Annotated in this window: 13 protein-coding genes and 1 tRNA gene; 6 read left to right on the top strand and 8 right to left on the bottom strand. The window is 55.9% G+C overall.

Features of this window, described 5'->3' with window-relative positions; all coding sequences use genetic code 11:
- Positions 1-96: 96 nt before the first annotated feature.
- The 3 genes from RE6C_RS07925 to RE6C_RS07915 form a co-directional block, all read right to left on the bottom strand.
- Entirely contained in the window at positions 97-1,857 is a 1,761-nt protein-coding gene (locus RE6C_RS07925) for a hypothetical protein (RefSeq protein WP_008655445.1), read from the bottom strand.
- Between the two features lie 64 nt (positions 1,858-1,921).
- The gene (locus RE6C_RS07920) at positions 1,922-2,584 is read right to left on the bottom strand and encodes an FHA domain-containing protein (protein WP_007327679.1); all 663 of its coding nucleotides are present in this window, start codon (positions 2,582-2,584) and stop codon (positions 1,922-1,924) included.
- A 196-nt stretch (positions 2,585-2,780) separates the two neighbouring features.
- Positions 2,781-4,145, bottom strand: coding sequence for a class I SAM-dependent rRNA methyltransferase (locus tag RE6C_RS07915; protein WP_008655440.1), 1,365 nt, complete (start codon positions 4,143-4,145; stop codon positions 2,781-2,783).
- A 179-nt stretch (positions 4,146-4,324) separates the two neighbouring features.
- On the opposite strand from RE6C_RS07915, the gene RE6C_RS07910 reads away from it, so the two are divergent.
- The 4 genes from RE6C_RS07910 to RE6C_RS07895 all read left to right on the top strand — a co-directional run bounded on the left by RE6C_RS07910 (position 4,325) and on the right by RE6C_RS07895 (position 8,259).
- The gene (locus tag RE6C_RS07910) at positions 4,325-4,600 is read left to right on the top strand and encodes a ferredoxin family protein (RefSeq protein ID WP_007333249.1); all 276 of its coding nucleotides are present in this window, start codon (positions 4,325-4,327) and stop codon (positions 4,598-4,600) included.
- A 139-nt stretch (positions 4,601-4,739) separates the two neighbouring features.
- Positions 4,740-5,996, top strand: a complete 1,257-nt coding sequence (locus RE6C_RS07905) for a lysylphosphatidylglycerol synthase domain-containing protein (protein WP_008655438.1) — start codon at positions 4,740-4,742, stop codon at positions 5,994-5,996.
- A gap of 91 nt (positions 5,997-6,087) precedes the next feature.
- A complete protein-coding gene (truB, locus tag RE6C_RS07900) occupies positions 6,088-7,134 on the top strand; it encodes a tRNA pseudouridine(55) synthase TruB (RefSeq protein ID WP_008655435.1) in 1,047 nt (348 codons plus the stop codon).
- A 78-nt stretch (positions 7,135-7,212) separates the two neighbouring features.
- Positions 7,213-8,259, top strand: a complete 1,047-nt coding sequence (locus tag RE6C_RS07895) for a DUF3500 domain-containing protein (protein WP_008655434.1) — start codon at positions 7,213-7,215, stop codon at positions 8,257-8,259.
- 228 nt (positions 8,260-8,487) lie between these two features.
- On the opposite strand, the gene RE6C_RS07890 is transcribed toward RE6C_RS07895, so the two are convergent.
- The 3 genes from RE6C_RS07890 to RE6C_RS07875 all read right to left on the bottom strand — a co-directional run bounded on the left by RE6C_RS07890 (position 8,488) and on the right by RE6C_RS07875 (position 11,900).
- Positions 8,488-8,572, bottom strand: a tRNA-Leu gene (locus RE6C_RS07890).
- 152 nt (positions 8,573-8,724) lie between these two features.
- Positions 8,725-10,902 carry an ATP-binding protein gene (locus tag RE6C_RS29440; protein ID WP_008655432.1) on the bottom strand — a complete coding sequence of 726 codons (2,178 nt, stop codon included), beginning with the start codon at positions 10,900-10,902 and terminating at the stop codon, positions 8,725-8,727.
- A complete protein-coding gene (locus RE6C_RS07875; RefSeq protein ID WP_160167195.1) occupies positions 10,899-11,900 on the bottom strand; it encodes a restriction endonuclease subunit S in 1,002 nt (333 codons plus the stop codon). The genes RE6C_RS29440 and RE6C_RS07875 overlap by 4 nt, the downstream gene beginning before the upstream one ends.
- Here RE6C_RS07875 and RE6C_RS07870 point away from each other — a divergent pair.
- On the top strand, positions 11,863-12,498 hold the full coding sequence (locus tag RE6C_RS07870) for an AAA family ATPase (protein WP_008655429.1): 636 nt from the start codon (positions 11,863-11,865) through the stop codon (positions 12,496-12,498). The two genes, RE6C_RS07875 and RE6C_RS07870, sit on opposite strands and share 38 nt — an antisense overlap.
- Positions 12,499-13,139: 641 nt before the next feature.
- Positions 13,140-13,511 carry a hypothetical protein gene (locus tag RE6C_RS07865; RefSeq protein ID WP_008655427.1) on the top strand — a complete coding sequence of 124 codons (372 nt, stop codon included), beginning with the start codon at positions 13,140-13,142 and terminating at the stop codon, positions 13,509-13,511.
- 90 nt (positions 13,512-13,601) lie between these two features.
- On the opposite strand, the gene RE6C_RS07860 is transcribed toward RE6C_RS07865, so the two are convergent.
- Positions 13,602-14,324, bottom strand: a complete 723-nt coding sequence (locus RE6C_RS07860) for a PQQ-binding-like beta-propeller repeat protein (protein WP_008655426.1) — start codon at positions 14,322-14,324, stop codon at positions 13,602-13,604.
- Between the two features lie 666 nt (positions 14,325-14,990).
- The coding region (locus RE6C_RS07850; RefSeq protein ID WP_039961539.1) for a hypothetical protein at positions 14,991-15,764 on the bottom strand (774 nt) is incomplete at its 5' end.

The following is a 15,764-nucleotide window of genomic DNA, read 5'->3' as shown; positions in this document are numbered from 1 at the left end:
CGCGGGTTAAATGTTGATGCCAAAAACCAACTTTGTTCGTCGGCAAACGGCAGAGAATAGCGAAAAATTAGCGCTCGACAACTCCAATCGTCACGCTCATGCCATTTTGGCAAAGGATTCTTGAAGGAATTCCAAGGGAAAGAGGCAAAACGAAAGTTCGCGGCTGCACACAATCTTTTCCGTTGCCGCTTCTTGGTCCAATCGTGCCAATTGACCGCGAGTTTCGCGACGTTGTTCGGTGAGCTGCAGGGTGATTTGAGCGTTCAGGCGAGAGACCGAATGATGCCACTTCCGTCGGCTTCCCGACGTTGGCATTTGGTCGAGCAATTCGAGTTTCTGATCGCGAAGTGCTTTCTGATCCGAGTTCGAATCGTCGAGCCATTTCTCACCTTGGAACTGAAGTTCACGTTCTTTCCGCAGCAGTGCCCGTCGCAAATCTTCGCGGGAATGGTCAGGTTCCTGGCCGGGCAACCGAATCGTTCCTGAGACGACTTGCAGTCCGGGCGGGGTGATTTGAAAGAACTGAGTGATGATGCGGTCGGCGAGCTGATCGTATTTTCCGCCCCCAATTCCGTGCAAAAACAGATCGCTGAGAACCAATCGCGCAAACATCGTCGTCATCAGGGCCCGAGGACGGAGTTTGAATTCTGGAGATGCCGCCTCGGCCAATTGAGTCGATGCGAGTTGACGGTCGGTCGCTGAAACCTTGACCGAAATCGTTCCGGCGGAACCCGAGTTCGATCCAGTGTTTCCGGATGGGGCATCGCTAATGTGCCATTGGTCGCCCTCACGGCGAACCCAGACGCCGCGACGTTGCGGTTGGTTGTTGCCGTAGACCCACAGCGGTGTTTCGTACCAACCGTCTTGCAATCCAAGATTGGGGACCGGGTGAGCCGAGCTGCGGATGCCGTGCCAAGCACGATAGTGATCGGCCGATCCGTTGTAGACCGATTGGAATCGCTCAATTTCGTCGATGATTTCCATCACGAAGCGAGCGAACGGCAGGCCACGGACGGCGACCCCGAGAGGGATCTCGAGTGTCTGCCAATTCATTTCCGCTTCGAGAGCATGACGAGCCTGAGCCAGGGCACATCCGGCGATGCCGCAACGAGCGATCGCTTCGCGTGCGTGCTTCCACAGAGCGGTGACGCACGGATCGGAAACCAGCGGCGCGATCAGGCGGCGGACGCCCGAATCGAAGTGATCGAACAGATCCTTGTCTCGAATTTGTGCTTGTTCAAACGGGAGCGTTTCGCCGCCTTGGTCATACGGGACGCTCTGCCATGTCCCCCGAAGGGGAGCATCCGCGTCATCACCCGCTAGGTTGGCGAGTGGTCGCAATTGCGGAACGCGAATCGATCTCGCCGCGGCCACATCGTTGTCGATGACCAGATTGATTGGCAACGCACAGCATTCGCCAGCGACTTTTTGCAGCGTGTGGTTTTTGAACCAAACCCCGGGATGAAACAGGGTTGGTTGGTGGCCCGCCATCACGATAGGACGGCTATTGTTTTCGCCGGTCCCGATTGGTTGGTCTGCGCAGAATGAGGCAACGTCCCGGTAGGAAGAGGTGTAGCGCCGGGCATCGCCGACTAGTTGTTCTCGAGCGACCTTTCGCAAATCGGACCAGAATGATCCGGCGGGCATTTCTGCATGTGCGGTCGCCAGATTGTTCTTCAGCAGCAATTCCGCGTCGCAGATCGGTGGTTCGATCAGGGTTCCCAGGGTCTGGGTGGGGGCCCGCAGCTCGCGATATTCGGTCGCGGGCGATTGGCCAGCATCAGTCGGGGACGAATTCGCGGTCAACGAAGCGGTGTTTTGAGCAGGCGGAGCGAGATTGGATTGGGGAGAGCTCAAAGTGTTCTTTCGTAGGTCGATGACTCGGAAGCGAATCGCTAGTCAGCCCACGAGAACAGGTTGCTCAGGGCCACTGCGGATCGGTGATTTTTCGATTGAGGGTCGCCAGCCGCGATTGGACATCGAGCAGACGTTGCCAAGCAGCCTGCTGTAGCACGACTTGTTCCGAATCCTCCTGCGTGGTCGCAGATTCGATCAATCTTTCCAGTCGAGATTGTAGGTAATCCAGGATTTCGCACAGTTGTGCTTTTTGGCCAGGAGTCAAATCATCTGGAATTGCCGGCAGATCTTCCACATGCAACGCATCGACGGGAACGGGGGATTTTGGGTCCTGGCGAAGATCGACCGCCATCGATTCGTCTGACGACTTAACGTCTCGCTGAATCGCACCCTTGCTGCCGCCACCGATCGCCTGGAGCCGCGCTGCTATCTGTTCCTCGGATCCTAGTAACAACAGACTGCGGCCGACCGCAACCAAGTCGCCGTGTCGGAGAATCTTCAGCTGGCATTCTGTCCCGTTGACCTTGGTACCGTTCGTACTATCCAAATCGGTCAACACCAATCGCTCGTTGTCCCTCTGAATCTTGAGATGACAACGACTGACCCGCTCGTCATTGAGCTGAATGTCGTTCCCCTCCTCTCGCCCGATGGTCAGGGGAGGCTCGATCCCCTCGAAGACCTTTCCACGGTCGGCGCCGTGTAGGACTTTGATCGTTACGCTGGACACCGCGGGCCTCGATCTGGAGTGATGCTTACGATTGTTAGGCGTCGGAGAAAAGCAAGGCAAACGCCGAATGATGTAGCTGACTTCCAAGCCGTCACAAGTACACGTCCGTTATAGTTGAAATGCGCGTTCCGCGATCCTACCCCGCACCGAAATTCTTCAAGATTCCGAAAGGAAAGATCGCATATTCGGCAGCCAGTTAAATCGCCTGAACAATGATGCACTTCAAATAGTCGCTCTCGGGGCACGAGACCGCGAAGACGTGATCGGGTGAAGGGCCACGACTTTCGAGAACAACAAGGTCGCGACCTCGCTTCCGTCCGACGTCGACCAGCATGTTCAAAAAGTCCGCTCGAGAGACTCGGCCAGAGCAGCTGCAAGTGACCAAAATTCCGCCTCGTGGCAGCAAATCGACCGCCGAGGCATTCAGCCGCGTGTAGGCTCGCAGCGCGGCGTTAGTTTGGTTGCGTGAGCCAGCAAATCGTGGTGGATCGAGGATGATCGCATCGAACTGTTCGCCACGATCACGCCGTTCTTTCAGGTCATCGAAGCAGTCACCTTGATCGAATCGAACGTTCGTCAATTGGTTGCGTTCGGCATTGCGTTTGGCGATGTCCAGGGCTCGCTCGCTGCTATCGACAGCAACCACTTCTTTGGCACCAGCCCGCGCCGCGGCCAGTGCGAACCCACCCGTGTAGGTGCAGATGTCGAGTACTCGCCGGTCGGCCATGTAGCTGGCTGCGGCGGCATGGTTGAGCTGTTGATCGAGATAGCCGCCAGTCTTCTGGCCGTCTTGCAAGTCAATCGCCATCTCCAAACCGTTGTGTTGGTACCACACGGTCGAATCGGCTTCGCTATCCAGGGTGGTGAGCGACTGAAGTTCAGCCAAGGTTTCTTCCGAGACGCCTTCGTGTTTGACGGTGGCGTCGTCCATCCGAACCAAGACTCGTTGGCAAGGCGTTTGATGGCGGGCCGCCGCAGCAGTGACCTCGCGAATCAACATTTCCGTTCGCGGAATCAGGGCTCCGCCAGTGATTTGGACGCTCAGGCAATCGGCGTACCGGTCAACAATCAGACCGCTCATCCGATCGGATTCGCTGAAGATCAGGCGTTCGCCACCTTGCGGGTTGGGTGCGCCGGTCAATCGTCGACGCGCAACAGCTTGCTCGATGCGTTCTGCCCACATTGCGTCATCAATTTGTTCTTCCGATGAGAACGCATAAAGTCGGATTCGCAGACGGCTGGCTGGGTTGATCAATCCGCGAGCGATCCAGTTTCCGTCGTAATCGAGCAAATCGATGATGTCACCGCACACCGGAAGTTGGCGATCGTTGGGATCCGATTCAGCAGCCTGTTGGTCCGTTTCGGCGGCGGCATTCGTGTCGGCAGGTGGTGACTGGCTGTCGTCAGTTTCGACCTCGGGAGTCATTTCGCGGAGCGTTGCGTGTGCCAATGCGTTGGCCATGACCCAAGGGTGTCGCGACAAAAACGGGTAGTGACGATTGGGACGAGTGCGAATTTGCCAACGGGCGGAAGAAGATTGCATCAGGTTGAAAGTGACCAAATTGTCGATGGAGGCGGGTTTGCCGGGGACGGCGGAAATGGCAAAATAGGCGAACTGCGAGGATAGTCGCTCAGAGCACGTTTGTTTTGATCGAAGTTACGGCCTTGCTCGAACCGATATAGTGCGAGAACGATTCAGTTGGGTCGTTCCATTTCTCAATCAAACTGGAAGGTTAGACCATGCACGTCGTTGCTGAACCCTGCTCGGGATGCAAGTACACCGATTGCGTCGTCGTTTGCCCTGTGGAGTGTTTCTACGAAGGCGAACAGATGTTGTATATCCACCCGGAAGAGTGCATCGACTGCGAAGCCTGTGTACCGGAGTGTCCCGTGGAAGCCATTTTCCACGAAGATAATCTGCCTGAAGAGTGGCAGAGCTACATCGAGTTGAACGCAGAGATGTCTGAAAAGACCGAAGTGATCACCGAGAAAAAAGAACCTCTCGCTGACAACTGATTCGTTGCTCTTGGAGCGAATGAACCTGTCTGCTCAACCGGTCCGCGAGTTCGATTCATCCATCGAACCGATTCGCGGGCCGGAAGTCAGACCATTCGTTTGAGCCACTTCATGGCACAATCATCCGAGCCAACGATCTGTGGTTGATTCCGCCGAATCCGAATCGCGGGAGCCTGCTCCCGTTCGGCGGACTGCTGGATGGATGCGCTGGGCCAAACGACTCATTGCAGTTCTGGTTGTCGTTGGATTGCTTTTGGCGGCCAAGGATGCGATCGAGCGTTGGCGAACCGAAGTCGCCGCGGTGCAAATTCGCGTCGACGCGCTCGATGAAGAGTTGCTGGCCACAAATCCGTCCGCAATCGATCAACCATACGGCGAAGATTCAGTCGACACATCTTCGGCCGATCGGCAATCGCTGGTCGAAGAACGGACTCGGTTGCTGGAGTCTCTTCCGACGTGGCAGAACGTTTCTTTGGGATCGATCATCCTGGCGGCGATCTTTTACGCCGTTGGTTTGTTGCCACCGGCTTGCGTGTTGCATGGAGCCCTGCGCGGATTCCATGTTCCCTGTTCGTTGATGAGAGCCACTGCCGCTCAGTTGCTCGGGCACGCGGGGAAGTACATCCCCGGCAAAGCGATGGTGGTGGTGCTTCGTGTGTCCGCGGTGGTGTCGACGTCTAACACGGCCAGTTTGCCTGCCGTGATGGGAGACACCCCGTCGAGGCAGCTTCTGATCGGTCGGGCTACCACATGCGTGTTTTTCGAAACGCTGTTGATGATGTCCGTCGGTGGTGCGCTGGCGGGATGTTTGATGTGGTCGACACCACTTCCTCAGTGGGTGAAATGGGCGGCGTCGGCGATGGCGGTGGCCGCTTGCATACCGACTCTTCCTCCCGTGATGCGTCGCGTCATCGAATTGGTGAGCAAGCGACGGGCTCGGTCTCGATCTGTTGAATCGACGGGTGAGTCGACCGGTGCAGCGCCACGTGCAGATCGATCAACCACTTCGTCCACCGCCGCGGCGGATGTCTCTTCCGCGATCACCTGGCCCCGGTTGATGTCGGGCTGGGCCTGGTCATTGTTGTCTTGGTGTTTGATCGGGTTGTCCTTTGCTTGCGTGATGAAGGCCATTCCCGCTTACAATGGATTGCCTGTTGGTCACGAGTTGCTGACCGTTGCCACCGCCGCCATCAGCCTTGGCATGGTCCTCGGTTTTGCGTCGTTGTTGCCCGGTGGCGCCGGCGTTCGCGAGTGGGTGACATTGATCGTGTTGGGAACCGTGACCGATCCCACTCACGCCTTGTTGTGCGTGATCACCGCGAGGATTCTGTTCATTGTTGTCGAGAGCATTTTGGCTTTGGTCAGTCACCTGTATCTGCGAGCCATTTCGGTTTGAACCGGGGGGAGCGTTTGGTTGTCCGTTCTTGGATGGCCCAGTGCTTTTTTATTTTCAATGTCGTTTTTATTCACTGAGTTGACGCGTTTTTATGGACCCTAACGGCGAACATTCCCCGCTCGGTTTTTTGCCTTGCTACAAACCGGCGGGCGCGACTTCAAGGGATTTGGTCAACCGCGCCCAAAGACGACTGCGCGGTGAATTCGGACTCCGCAAGTTGAAGGTCGGGCACACCGGAACGCTCGATCCGTTGGCGGAAGGGTTGGTGTTGCTGGCGATTGGATCGGCGACACGTTTGACACCTTGGGTGCTGCAGCACGGCAAACGGTATCTCGCTGATTTTAAACTCGGTGTATCGAGCGAGTCAGGCGATTTGGAATCCGAGGTGATCACGCAGACGGACGTGAAGCTGCCTACTGCGACGGAGATCCAGCAAGTGCTGAAGGACTTTCACGGCGTGGTGGAGCAAATCCCGCCGGCCCATTCGGCGATCAAGGTCGACGGGCAACGGGCTCACAAAAGAGCACGTCGCGGCGAAGATTTCGAAATGCCCAAGCGTCGAATTCTCATCGACTCGGTGAAGCTGATTTCGTACGAGCCACCGATGATGCGATTGGACGTTCGTTGTGGATCGGGGACTTACTTGCGGACGCTGGGGATGGATGTCGCTGCCGCTTGTGGTTGCGCGGCGGTGATGACCAAGTTGATTCGAAACGAGGTCGGGCGATTCACTCTGGACGACACGCTCGATTGCGAGTTCATGTTCGATGACGATGACCGCGAAAAGAAGTCGCCCGAACCGATGCTGAAATACCTCCGACCGCCGATCGAGGGCCTGACGCACATGCCGGCGATCAACCTGGACAAGCAGCAAATTGGCATGCTTCAAGCTGGAATTCGGATTGCTGGGACGCCTGAAACGCCGGCTGAGCCATTGCCGGAAGAGTGGATTGGCTGCATCGATCAAGTCGACACGTTCGATCGAAACACCGATGTTTCGGATTGCATCGGAGTCGATCGATCGGACGCTTCCGCCGGCCCCTGGGGGGAATTGGTCTCAATTCTTCGTCCTCATGGCAAATTGTGGCACCCGCTGAGAGTGTTTCCCACGACGGAATCAATTACCCTACGTGGCTGATTTCCCGCTCCGCCGGGTTCCCTCCTTTCGGATCGGTTGCCGTTCCGAGACTCACTTCCTCCCTTTCACCTCCCCGCCATGAACAAAATTCGTTTTGCCACGCTTTCTCTTTTCGCCGTCGCGGTCGTTGGACTCGCCGGTTGGAAATTGGCGGCTTCTCCCGCCGAACAAATGCAAACCTTTGCCGTCGCGTTTTTGGACACGCTGACAACCGAACAAAAGGCCGACGCTGTGATGGCGTTTGACTCGCCCAAACGAGTCGGCTGGCACTTCATTCCAAAGAAAGAACGCAAAGGTTTGATGCTCGAGCAGATGAACGATGCTCAGCGAACCGCCGCTTTGCGTCTTTTGCGTTCCGCACTCAGCGAAGCCGGTTACAGCAAAGCCAACCGGATTATGTTGTTGGAGGAAGTCCTCAATGAAATGGAAGCCGGCAAAGGAACTTGGGAACGAAACCCACAGCGTTACTACGTCACGTTGTTCGGCGATGTGAAAGCGGAAGGCGAAGACGCACGATGGGGATTGTCATTCGAAGGGCACCACTTGTCGCTGAACTTTGTTTGCCGTGGTGGAAAGGTTGTTGACTCCACACCGCAGTTCATGGCGACCAACCCAGCGGTTGTCAAAAACGAAACCAGTGTCACGCTTGGCAAAGGCACTGCTGTTCTGAACCAAGAAGAACAGCTCGCGTTCAAGCTTGTGAACTCGTTGGATGCGAAACAGCTTAAGGTCGCCCGCATCGCCGAAGAAGCTTTGGGAGAAATTCGATTCGCCGGTGAACCTCAGCCCGAAGTTGGGGAACCCGAAGGGATTGCCTACTCGAGTTTGAACCCGGATCAACAAAAGCAACTTCGTGATTTGGTCGATTTGTATGTCCAAGTCGCACCCGAAGAAGTCGCAGCCGAACGTTCACAACAGATTGAGTCAGACGGTTGGAGCAAGGTGCACTTTGCTTGGGCGGGCGCCCTCGAGCCAGGCATCGGTCACTACTACCGAGTGCAAGGCAAACGATTCTTGATCGAGTTTGTGAACACGCAAGCCGATCCAGCCGGCAACCCAGCCAACCACATTCACTGTGTCTACCGCGATTTGTCCGGCGACTTTGATTTGCCGGTCGCTCCCTGAGCGAACGCAGGCACCCGGGAGCTCATTCAGTCAATGGGCTCGCTAGGATCCTGTCTAGGTCAGCGAATCAACTCAAGTCGTTCCGGCGTAAGCGATCCCCGCTCACGCCGGAGCGGCTTTTTTTGTCAGAAGTTTTGGACGGGATCGATGTCCAAACGAACGCTGCGGAAAGCGGCGTTTCAAATTCAAACGCCGCGTCGCAATCGGTTCCGCGACGTCGCAAAGAAGTACCCAGGGCGGGACTCGAACCCGCAAGGACTAAACGTCCGGGGGATTTTAAGTCCCCTGTGTCTGCCAATTCCACCACCTGGGCAGGTGCGTGATTTACGGTGTTTTTCGTGATTTCGACCTGCCGCCACGGGCTTTCAAAGGTCCATGGTGACAGATTTGGCACCATCCCTGCGCGAGTTTTAACCCGCCAGTTTGGCAGGATAGCTGTTTCCCAGGGACAGCGGAAGTCACGGACTACCCCAACGCAGGCAAGTTGGCATGTTGTCTGGGCTTGCCCAGCATCGCCGCAATCTTTGACGCGGCACCCTCGGCCTCACCCGGAAAAAGGTGCCCGTAACGGTCCATCGTCAGGGTGATCGAGCCGTGGCGCATGATCGTCTGAACGGTCTTGACGTGTGCCCCGCTCATCGCCAGCCATGCCCCGCAAGTGTGCCGCAGACTATGAAAAACAAGGTGAGCACCGTCGTAGTTGGTTCGCTGAAGAAAATCTGAGGCGTCGGCCTCAATGCGTTCCTGTTCGTCCGTGAAAGATCGCAGCCAAAGTTTCCTTGCCGCGGCAAGGTCAGCTCGCAGGCCCCGCGAGAGTTCTTCCTTGCTACCGATGCCGAAGACCGATGCCGTAGGGTGCTTCGTGGCGACATGGTCTTTCAACTGGTTGGCGAGGTTGAGATCGAGGAATTGTCTTGCGGGTTTACGGTTCTTCGTGCCAGCCGCATCGCACAAGATATGGGGCGTACCGCGGAGCAGTATGAGTTTGCTACGAGTCAGTTCAGCCAGTTCGGTCGCCCGTAAGCCCGTTTGTATCGCGGTCTGGTAGAGCAATACGCGTTCATGTGCTGACATGCTATTTCGGTCAATTGGTTGTTGATCGAGTGCTGTCACGATCCATTGCCATTCCTCTGGAAGCAACATTCGACGTTCATGCCGGCGGTCTGCGTTGGGGTCAGGTTTGCGTACCATCGACAACGGATTGATGTGAAGCCGGTGATGATCGGCCAGCCATTTCGTAAACGACTTGATCGATTGGAGCTTACCTTGAATGGTTCGAGCAGCCGCATTGCGAGACATCATCTCGCCTACGTGCTTCGTCACGGCATCCGCATCAATCTCGGTGATCCGACGCCATCCACCAGCCTCACGAAATTCCTCGATATGACGCTTCGTTCGGGCACGATGCTTCTCTGTCCCTCCCTTGCTCGCTCGAAATTGGATGCGGTCCGCCCGGTCCATTTTGCGGAATGCTCTTGGCCCGAACACCACGACAATCGTTCGCTTGAAACTGACTTGGAAGTCAGGGGCCGGTAGTTGATGGACCTCCGCCGCACGCACGGCCCGGTCAATCCCGCTGCTCTTTTCCTCACAGATACCGAACCGACGCATTAAGTCAGCCAGTCGCTCGTTGCGTGATTGATAACCGTCGATGAACCGTTCCACCGGAACCAAAGGCTCGCCGGGATTGGAGATCTCAAGCCGGTCGGTGTAGATCTCAACCATGGGTGAAACGCCACCCTCGGAAAAGTCTTGATGGATCAATGCGTTGGCCAAGAGTTCGCGGATGACAACTTCTGGTAACAGCTTGCTTTCAATCCGCAGCGCATTCTCAATCACTTCATTCTGCGGCAACTGACTCATCACGTACCGAACCAACCCCTGGAAGCCGACTGCGTAGCCTTTGTTGCCAGTTTTGTCCGCGATCGTGTCGAGCTTGTCCTTTGCCTTGTACGTCACGACGCGTGGAGCCTTGCGTGAGACGTCATCAAATTGCCGCAGGTCCTTGGCGACAAGAATTGCTGCCAAGTGGCTGATTGCGAAGCCGCTCGCAGTTTCACTAACGAGGCGTTCGGCACCGAGCTTGTCCAAGACTCCCTGGCGGTCACTTGGGTAGGGCAGATTCAGGAGCTCGAAGAACGTTTGCGTATCAAGCAGGTCCACGACATCCTGTGCTGACAGACCATCTTTGGCCGGTGTCTCGAGCCAATCGGGTTGCCCTTCGGCAAAAATTCGGCGGAGCTTGTCTTCGGACATGGGGATCAGGGCTTCACCAACCCGCATCAGGTAGGCACCTTCAAAGGCGTAGGCCGTCCCGAGGGGGCGTGTTGGGATGTGGAAGACGACCACGCGACCATCTGGGTGAGAAACCTCTTCGATGTCGACCCGGAAACCAACTGCTCGGAAAAGCTTCTCAGCCATTTCGATCGGATTGTTGAATGCCTGCGAGCCGACCACCCGCCGCGGCGGAGCATCACTCACACCAAGCAGCAGATGCCCACCGCCTTCATTGGCGATTGCCACGCAATATCGGTACAGCTTTTTGTTGTCGAACTGTTCCTTGGCCTCCTTGAACTCCAGCCGTTGGTGTTCCGACGGTGAAGCCAGCCACATGTCAATCTGCTGCGGGGAGGTGACGTTCATGCGACCTCCATTTCGGTTTCTTTTTTGGGAGCTGCGGAAGGACGCTTCCAGCCACGCACGTCGATCTTGCCGGTGACGGCGGCGGAGATGAGTGCGGTGCGGCGTTCTTGGAGAAGTTCCACTTGGTCGTCGGCAATCTCGCGAAGTCGCCGCATTTTACTCTCGGTTTTATCGAGATAGTTAACGATGTCTTCTTGCTCGGAAACTGGCGGAAGGCAAATCGGAGTCTCAGCAACATTGGTAAGACTCAAGCCTTCTTTAAGGCCATACTGTTTTACTGCGAAGTACGTCCTCGTCGGCGTCGCGGCGAGCAGCGTGGCGAGAAATCGCGGATGTGCCAAATCGTGTCTTGGCCGGATCAACGCAAGATGTTGGTTTACGAAGACGGTTTGGTTTAGTTTCGTCGCAACGGCAACCCGTCCAGTGTTCGCGCCGGTGACACAACAGACGACATCGCCATCTTGCATCTTTGTCCTGACGCCTTCAGCATTCGTCGGTGGCGTAATTCGTTTAGCGGTATCCAATCGAAGTCCGAGTTCATCGTTCAAGTCGCCACTTTGGAGAAAGACACTCGTTCCGTTGTCTGTAATCAAGTCTGACCACCCACGGGGACCGGAAGTTAAGAAGCTGAAAGCGTGCTTCAATCGGCAAACCGTCCAATGCGAGGGCACTTCGCCCAACCACTCGACGCCGGAATCTCGCATGGGGGCGTCGGGGTTCAAGCCTTTGGTGACCGCATGACTGATGACGGCCTGACGTTTCTCCCCGAGCAAGGCGATGAGCTGCTGCTGCTTCTCAATCAACGCATCAATCTTCGCCGTCTCGTTGTCAAGGAACGACGCGATTTGCTTTTGTTCGTCTTCGCTTGGGATTGGAACGTCCCATTCGCCAAGTGCTTGCGCACCTAGCCCGTATCGCGTTAGGCCATTCGCTCTCGTCGCGAAAAATGATCGCGCGTAGTTGGCTTGGAACGCCCAGTTCAGAAACCGGGCATTCATCGTCACCTTTGGTCGTATCATCGAAAGATGGTACCTTCACTCGCACGAACACGAAGATGCGATCTCCGAACTGGCACTGCTGTGCGGTGTCGAGCAGTGGAGCCTGTCCACGTGGGATATCGACCGAGGGCTCAGCCCACCGATTGCCGATGCCGAGGATCCGCTATCAGCGATCCATGCGTTTCGAAACCGCGAAGGCGAAGGGACAAACATCCTGGTCCTGCAGAACTTTCATCGGTTCCTGCAGTCGGCAGAGATCGTGCAAGCGATCCACCACGCGGTGGTCTCCGGCAAAACGACCCGCAACATTGTGGTGATTTTGTCGCCAGTCGTTCAGCTGCCGGTGGAACTGGCGACACTCTTTGTCACCGTCGAGCACGCCAGACCGAACCGTCGCCAGTTGCTCGAGATCGCTCGCGGTGTGGCGGTCAACGACGAGGAGCGGCCGGCCGATGATCAGATGGCTCCGATCCTGGACGCCGCTTCAGGTACGAGCGATCCATGCGATCGCGTCGAAGACCAACACGCGGTTGGCTTCCCACTTGGACGAGGTCTACGGCGTCTCCTCGCCGCAGCATCTGACACTAAAACAAGCTAGCGAACTGATCGGCAAGCTCAAGGATCAACTGGTTCACTAGCAATCGCCAGGCCAGTCAAATCTGCCATGCCCATCGTTCCCGGACGGTGGGCATGGCAGCGTTTTTTTTAGCCCCCAGAGCTATTAACCATGCAGTTCCTTCACGCGTTGTTGGATCCCGAACATGATCGCATCAATGACGTCGCCGAATGTGCGAACGTCCCGCAAAGGGGCATCGAACCGCTAGTGCAATGCTTTGGTGGCAGCATGCCCAGCGGAGCCAACATTCGCATGTGACCATTGTTGGCTGAGAGTGTTCGACGACATCGTGTGCCGAGAACTTGCTCGCTGACTAAACGCACGATTAATCAACTGCGACTCGCCCTGTTCGTCAGAGAAGGGCGTGTCGCTTATGGTCCCTTATGGGAATGGCGACATTTGAGGGTCGCCTACTTTGGTGCGCCGATGTCGCCAAGGTCGTCGTTGAATTGAGCTGGTGCAACCCCGACAGTGGTGACAGTTCTCGACATGCCGAATCGACGGCCCAACGAAAAGACCTACCCAGTGTATGCATCACCGAGTCAAGCTGACGCTGATCTTCGCTTTAGGACCACTCGCTGCAGCGAGCCGGAAGGATCATTGGTAAGAGCCGAGGCGTGTCCATGTCATCGCGTCTTCGCGAGTTTCGTTCTCACGCGTCGGGCTGGCTGGGATGCTCTGCACTGGATCAAGTCAGGACAACGTTCGTGACCTTGGACAAGTGCCCTGTTCATCAGGCAACACCGGGGCGACGTGTTCGAGCTTGCTACTGGAAGCAGTGGAGGAAGGCGAAGACTCGGCTAAAGAAGCTGACTTCCTTGAGCGTGTCCGCTCGTGTTGCTCGCGGCTTCGCGTTGAGCGGCAAGGGAGCCTGGCGTCTTTCCATGACGTCGGGCGTCCAGCGGGCTTTATCGATCGAGTACCTGACCGCCGAGGGCTTGTTGAATCTAGAAGAGCGTTGGAAGTCGTTTGCATCCTTGCGACGAACCGCCTAGTGCGGTCCCGCATGCTAGGTGGTGTGGGAGGGGTCCCGGGCAACCGGGCCCCTATCCCGATTGTCATTGTTCTGGCTTAGTGTTGCGAGATTACGGTGGATTACCAAATAAGGGTGCGTTTGGATCACCCTGGACGTCAACATGAAATTGCCACCGCAACTCACCCGTTGCGTCGTCGATCGCGAACGCGTATCCAGTGCCGCAGGTTGGCGCGGAGAACACAACAAAGTCCCCATCGTGGATCAGAGGGCCAGTACGATGCCTGCCCAATCCACCAGCAATGTCGACCCAAGGCAAACCCGAAATCTCTGTCTGCCATACAAGCTTGCCACTGAGCGTGGAGACCTTGAACACAGGGTACGGATTGAGTCCACCTCCGGTCTTCAAGACGTAAGCATGATCCTTGTGCTTGTAAACGTTGGCATACTCAGTTTCCCACTCCCAATCGCCTGGGAGTAAATCAATTGGAAACTCGCGTCCGTCGTTCATGACAATTACGTGTCGATGATTGGGAGACTGACCTCGTTCTTCGATCGTCGCATTCGTTTTGATTCGAGGAGAGGCATTGGACGGTTTGTCTGACAGCGTTGCCGCTATTTGCTTCTTCCACCAAATCGGCGCGTCAATCTTCAATTCGTTTTGAATGACGGTAGCAAGCACCTTGAGTCGATCCGAGGCAGCGTGTCCTGCATTCGATTCCTGCTTCCACGTTTCTTCGATCCGTCGCTGGGCTGCCGCGAGCGGCTCGACGGCAAACGCCGATGCGCTTACGAACCCGGAAAGCAGAGCGACAGCGAGGCGGGTGATATGCATGATGAGGTAGGGTCCTCAGTGCCAGAACATCCGCCATCACCGAGGACGGCCAATGTGATTTCCATTTATAACCGCGCCATGCCGTCCTTCGGTGGATGGCATGGTTATCCGCCCGGATTCCCTTGGCCACGAATCCTAGGTGGAAGCAAATCGGGAGTTTCTGATGCGTAATCCGCCAACCAGATTGTGCGCCACGCGCCTCCCAACTTCTCAACAATGTTAACCGTAGCGTGGGTGAGACGATATCCGTCATGGAGTGCGAAGTTGCCAGCGATTATGAAATGTGGAGCATTCAATGATCCGGTATTGATTGACCAATAGAACTCAAAGTCCTTGCAGTGCTCCAGCGGAACTCTGACATTGCCGATCTCCTTCAGCTTAAGTTCAAACTCTTCAAGCGAGCATCCACCGGGCATGCGTTCAAGTTCGCTAATGACAGTTCTTACTACAATCGGATGCGTGGACAGGTCCTCGAAAGTGGTCGTTTTCGCAGCCTGCGGCCACGGGTACAACGCAAGGCCAGCCGCGCAAACGGTGACGCCGATGAGTAAAGTGCGGATTCCGAATCTAGGCACGAGGAGAAATCTTCAGTCGGATAACGACCGCGATAACCGAGTCGCGGCGATTGATTTTCCATTGTAAAAACGACGACTCCGCGACTTCGGTTCATCGCTTGGTTCGCAGTGGGTGTTCACGTTTGATCTTGACCGCGCGTATGCCATCGGCTCGAAGCGGGGTGGAAAGGAAGAGTGTGAACTCATTACCAGTGTCTCCGCGCAGCAGTGCATTTGCAAGCTCGTCAGATTCGTCTGTGAAATTGAGCGAAAATCCGTTCCGGTCGATAAGACCATGGACAACATCACCGGTCAGCACCTCCGGAATCTCCTTCACGTTTGATCGCGGATTCGAGACGATGAACTGACCGGATTCACGTTTCAATGTAAATTCGTGTCGCCCCTGCGGAAGCTCAAAACGCATCCGTGATTCATACCGCATCTGGCACACCTTGCCACGTTCGATTAGGTACAGAGAAGCCGACGCAAAATGTGGCTTGTCGAAGGGCACAGGAAATCCGCGGCGAAGAACAGTCAGCTTTCCAGTGAACCAATTTGCTGGGATTGGAAGCTTCCCCTCGCCGAATATCGATTCTGGATCGACTGGTTGCCCATCAATAGTGGCGTCGAAGGAAGTCAGGTAAAGTGTCGAGTCACGTATCTCCCACCGCGTGGTGTAACCTTTCCAATTTGCAGTGCTAATAGGGTCGAATCGCGGACGATTCTCTCTTGTCCAATAGCCTGCCAAAGGGTGTTCACGAACGTATTGCTGTTTACCTTCGACGACGACTTTGTCCCAGACTTGGTCGGTAGCTAAACAAAATGTTGAGTTCAGCAGTGTGAACATCAGCAGAAGCACGTTGCGAATCATCTTCATCTGCGAACG

Origin of the sequence: Rhodopirellula europaea 6C, assembly GCF_000338295.1 — a bacterium.
Taxonomy (GTDB): domain Bacteria; phylum Planctomycetota; class Planctomycetia; order Pirellulales; family Pirellulaceae; genus Rhodopirellula; species Rhodopirellula europaea.
This window is presented reverse-complemented; position numbering and strand designations above follow the sequence as displayed.